The organism is Clostridium celatum (genome assembly GCF_021412605.1).
GTDB lineage: Bacteria > Bacillota > Clostridia > Clostridiales > Clostridiaceae > Clostridium > Clostridium celatum.
The window spans coordinates 26,895-32,075 of the sequence record NZ_JAJKGM010000037.1 but is presented as its reverse complement, the minus strand read 5'-3'; the positions used below and the strand labels follow the sequence as shown (position 1 = coordinate 32,075).

The 5,181-nt window shown below is 26.8% G+C and carries 4 protein-coding genes; 2 read left to right on the top strand and 2 right to left on the bottom strand.

The window, feature by feature from the left end:
• Positions 1-100: 100 nt before the first annotated feature.
• A complete protein-coding gene (gene galU, locus LPC13_RS13305) occupies positions 101-970 on the bottom strand; it encodes a UTP--glucose-1-phosphate uridylyltransferase GalU (protein WP_005214839.1) in 870 nt (289 codons plus the stop codon).
• Between the two features lie 298 nt (positions 971-1,268).
• Here galU and brnQ point away from each other — a divergent pair, with 298 nt between their 5' ends.
• A complete protein-coding gene (brnQ, locus tag LPC13_RS13300) occupies positions 1,269-2,519 on the top strand; it encodes a branched-chain amino acid transport system II carrier protein (protein WP_005214838.1) in 1,251 nt (416 codons plus the stop codon).
• 362 nt (positions 2,520-2,881) lie between these two features.
• Positions 2,882-4,006: a hypothetical protein gene (locus LPC13_RS13295; RefSeq protein WP_234088870.1), complete on the top strand. Its 1,125-nt coding sequence runs from the start codon at positions 2,882-2,884 to the stop codon at positions 4,004-4,006.
• Between the two features lie 70 nt (positions 4,007-4,076).
• Here the strand turns inward: LPC13_RS13295 and LPC13_RS13290 are convergent.
• The coding region (locus tag LPC13_RS13290) for an N-acetylmuramoyl-L-alanine amidase (protein ID WP_234088869.1) at positions 4,077-5,181 on the bottom strand (1,105 nt) is incomplete at its 5' end.

Below are 5,181 nucleotides of genomic sequence, written 5' to 3'. Positions count from 1 at the left end.
AATTAATATATTTTAAATTATATTACATATTTGTATAAAATTAAAGACTACTGACACTTTGTCAGCAGTCTGATAAAAAAACAGCCTATTGGCTGTTTTTTTATCTTTCCCATGGTTTTGTTTTTAAATATTCAATAAATTTGTCTCTAAGACCTTCTTTCTTTAATGCAAATTCAACAGTTGCTTCTAAAAATCCAAGTTTATCCCCTACATCATATCTCTTGCCTTCAAAAATATACGCATACATAGCTTCATTTGAAATCAATGTTTGTAATGCATCTGTTAATTGAATTTCATTTCCTTTACCTGGCTTAGTATTTTCTAATATCTCAAATATCTGTGGTGTTATTATATATCTACCTAAAATTGCAACATTACTTGGTGCTTCTTCTAATGATGGCTTTTCGACTAATTCTTTAACTTTATATACCCTATCTTCAATATAGATACCATCAACTATTCCATATTTATTTACGTCATTAGCATTTACTTCTTGTACTCCTAATATAGTTGTTTGATATTCATTAAAACAATCCATAAGTTGCTTTAAACAAGGAACTTTACTATCAACAACATCATCTCCAAGCATTACTGCAAAAGGTTCATCTCCAACAAATGACTTGGCACAATATATTGCATGCCCAAGCCCCCTAGGTTCCTTTTGCCTTATATAATGAATATCTGCCATGTCTGAAATCTTTTTAATCATTTCAAACATTTCTTCTTTTCCTGCTTTTTCAAGTTCCATTTCAAGTTCTACACTTCTATCAAAATGATCCTCTATACTCTTTTTATTTCTACCTGTTATTATAAGTATTTCTTCAATTCCTGATGCTACAGCTTCTTCAATAATATATTGAATTGTTGGTTTATCAACTATTGGTAACATCTCTTTAGGCTGTGCTTTCGTTGCTGGTAAAAATCTCGTGCCAAGACCTGCTGCTGGTATAATTGCCTTTCTTACCTTCATATAATTCCTTCCTTTCCAAATTGATATAAATTTTATTATATATTTTATTATTAACCAATTACTATATATTTATCTTGTAAACATCTTTTATATTACTCTATAATAATTTGTATTTAGATATTTTGTAGTTACATCCACTTATTTTTACATTCAATATTTTATTGAAAAGTATCCTATAAAATGTTATTATTATATTCATCTTTAACAAATTACTAACTAAACACTGTTTTTTATTAACAGTTTGCTAATTTATTCTTTTTATTAACATATATTTTACGAATTAGAAAGAGGTATACATATGAAAAATAAAACTAAAGATTCAATTGTAGTTGGCTTTGCTCTATTTTCAATGTTCTTTGGTGCTGGTAATTTAATATTCCCACCTTCCCTTGGAAATAAACTTGGTGATCAATATATTTTAGGAATAATAGGATTTATTCTTACTGGTGTTGGGCTACCTTTACTTGCAATATTAGCATGTTCAAAGGAAAATGGTACTTTTGAAGGTATTACCAATAAGATTGGAACTAAATTTACCTTAATACTTACAACTGTTCTTTTCTTTGCAATAGGACCTTTACTTGCAATACCAAGAACAGCTGCAACAACATTTGAAATTACAATAACGCCATTTTTCCCAAATTGGTCTCCACTTATAGTTATGGCTGTTTACTTTTTAATTAATTTATTCTTTGTATTAAAGCGTTCTTCTATTATTGATACAATTGGTAAATTTTTAACACCTGCTTTAATAGTTATTTTAACTATAGTAATAGTTAAAGGGATTGTTTCCCCAATTGGAGAAATAGCTTCTACAGGTGCAACTTCTGTATTATCTACTTCATTACTTGAAGGATATCAAACAATGGATGCATTAGCTGCATTATTATTTGCTGGAGTTATTACTTCATCTATATTGCAAAAAGGATATAAAGGAAAAGAAATTAATTCTGTATTATTAAAATCAAGCTTTGTTGCTGTAATAGGCTTAGCCTTTGTTTATGGTGGTTTAACATTTATAGGTGCACATACAGTTAAATTAGTTGATCCTTCTATCTCAAATACTGCTCTTTTAGTATTTATTGCTGATAAAATTTTAGGTAGATTTGGTGTTGCTTTAATTGGTGCTGCTATAGGACTTGCTTGTTTAACTACTTCAATAGGTCTATTAACTGCTGGATCAACATTCTTTGAAAAGGTAACTAACGGAAAGTTATCTTACAAATTTAATGCTATAGTTATTTCTATTATGAGTTATTTAATAGCTTGCCAAGGTGTTGATAAAATTGTTTCTTTATCAGTTCCAATATTAAATGTTTTGTATCCTGTAGCTATTACTATTATATTTACTACATTATTTAATAGATGCTTAACTAATATTATTGCTGTAAGGCTTGCCGTTTATACTTCATTAGTATTTGGAGTGTTATTTGCATTCTTTGGTTCAGCATTAAGCTTTATTCCACTTTCTAGTGTTGGATTTGGATGGGTTATTCCTACAATTATTGCTTTAGCTGTAGGATACCTTTTTAAAAACAGGAATAAATAATATTCCTTAAACCAAAGCCTTTACAAAAACATCTAATAAGAAAATCTTATTAGGTGTTTTTTTACTAAAATATACTATTTATCTCGTTATGATACTAACTTTCATTTTATATTAACTTAATAATCTGTTGTATAAAAATCAATTTTCAATATAAATTTAATTTTATTATAGTATCAATTACAAAATATTGTTATTATATAAGGATTAGTATATAATCTAATTATTATATATACTGAAAGGATTGGCTTATGAATGTATTTAGTTTTTTTATAATAATTGCTATTTTATTAGTAAATTTTTTATTATATAAAAAAGATTATATAAATAAAAAGCTTTTTTATATATCTAACTTTTTTATTATTATGTATTCAATATTAGCGATAGTAATATTTTATAATAATATCTCTAATGGATTTTCTACAGGAATATTATTTGGAGATATTCAAAATAATCACTTTTGTGATGAATATAAATATAACATAGACTCTCAAATTTTATTTGATCACTTTAAGAATGGTGAATTTAATCAATGGATTAATAAACAATTGCCTGTTTTTGAATTTATCGATCCTCAAGGTCATCCTAGTTATGGAAATTATAATATTTTCGTAATAATGTTAACTTTTTTACGATTAATAGGCATTAATTCAGCTTTAAACTTTATACTTATAAAATTATTTATATATGTTCCTACATACATATACTTATATAAGCTTTTTAAGATATATTTAAATGAAAAACTTTCACTTTTATCTGTAATAATATTTAGTTTTTTACCTGGATATATATTAACTAATACTTTATTAATGCGTGACAATATAATATTATTTTTATTGATTGTTGCACTTTATTGCTTATTATCAAAGGAATATAATTTAAAAATCCTTATTCCATCATTGATTTTATTATTATTCTTTAGATCTTATTTAATATTAATACTAATTGCAATACTTGTATTTACTTTTAAAAATACGAAAAATCTTATTAGTGTATTAGATATATTTTATTTAGTCGTTATAGTTGGCACTATTTATTTCTTTACTAACTATAACTTTACTGTTGAGCAATCAAATGTATTTTTCTCATTTGCTCAAATTCAACATCTACAAGAAAATTTTATAAACTGGTATGGTGTAGGTGCTCCAATGCTAATAAAGCTTGCTTTCCAGACTTTATTGCAGTTAGTGTTTAATCCATTATTTATTAGCTTCTTATCATCAGGATTAGTTTATTTAATTTTAACATCATTAGGTAATATATCAGGAATTATAATAGCGGTATGCTTCGGAATTATGTTCGTGATAGTATGCTTAAGAAAACAAAATAGTGCTATTAGGTATTTAGTAAAATTCACATTTTACTTTACTTTATTAACTGCATTAGTATTAATGGCTAAAGACTCATATATAATTAACAGATTAGAACTTATGTGGACACCATTATTTTTAATAATAATTCTACTGCCTTTTAATAAAAAAGTATGTTAATTGTTTCAAATAAATTTTATAAATAGATCGATTTAATAAAAAAAGAACTAGCTAAATGGTAGTTCTTTTTTTATAATTTATTTGAAATAATATTTGCAAGTATTTCTGCTAATTTTTGTTGATAAGTTCTTTCACTAACTTTTTTTGCTTCATTTGCATTAGTTAAAAATCCATTTTCAACAATTACAGAAGGCATATTTGTATTTTTTGTTACATAATAATCAGGAACTCCTATAGGTTCGTATTTAGCTCCCCTATTTACAATACCTAAACTACTTGAAACCGTCTTTGTAAATTCTTCAGCTAATTCTCTACTTTTACTAATTTTATAGTCTAAGTTAGAAAGTGCTATTTCTCTTCCTATGGATAATGATTTAGAATCTTCAAATATCACACTTCTCGTTGTTGGTGATTGAATACTATACCAAACTTCAAATCCTTGAGCTGAAGCTGGTCCTGAATTATGATGTAATGATATGAAGAAATCTGCATTTAAATCATTAGCAAGCTTAACCCTATTTCTTAAGCTTTCAGATGCATTAGGACCTATTTGTCCACTTCCTTCACTTCTTGTCATAACAACAGCTATTCCTCTGCTCTCTAACTCATTCTTTAATCTAACTGCAATTTGTAAATTTAAGTTAGATTCTATATAAGTAATACCATTGTGCGTTGCCGTTGAACCTGGGTCTCCACCTGGATTTTCATGGCCTGGATCAATAACAACCAATTTTTGTGATTTACCTTTTAAATTTATATTAGTTACAAAATCTTTAACTGTTCCATCCTTTGCTGTAACAACAACTTTTATTTCAACTTTTCCTTCTGCTATATCAGAAATATTAATTGTTGATTCATATCCTGAATTATTTCCTGATGGATATCCTGGATATGCAGCATTTACATCAGGTCTTGAAGTTCCGTATGTAATTTTCCCTTTGTCAGTTCCATTTACATATACTCTTACTTCACTAATTCCAGATTCATTTATAGCCCAACCTCTAACTTTAATAGTAGATTTATAATGGTTCTCATTTGCCACTGGTTCATCAATTCTACCTAACGTAGTTGAATTTGTTATAACTGGTACATTAACTTTTATATTTCTAGTTAATTTATGAACACTTCCATCATTTCCTACAACTTCTGCAGTTATTGTCTTTGTTCCATTTGCA

Bases quoted from the DNA above. Each gene is read 5' to 3' on its own strand.
- galU (WP_005214839.1), bottom strand. From the start codon at position 970: ATGAAGGTAAGAAAGGCAATTATACCAGCAGCAGGTCTTGGCACGAGA.
- brnQ (WP_005214838.1), top strand. From the start codon at position 1,269: ATGAAAAATAAAACTAAAGATTCAATTGTAGTTGGCTTTGCTCTATTT.
- LPC13_RS13295 (WP_234088870.1), top strand. From the start codon at position 2,882: ATGTATTCAATATTAGCGATAGTAATATTTTATAATAATATCTCTAAT.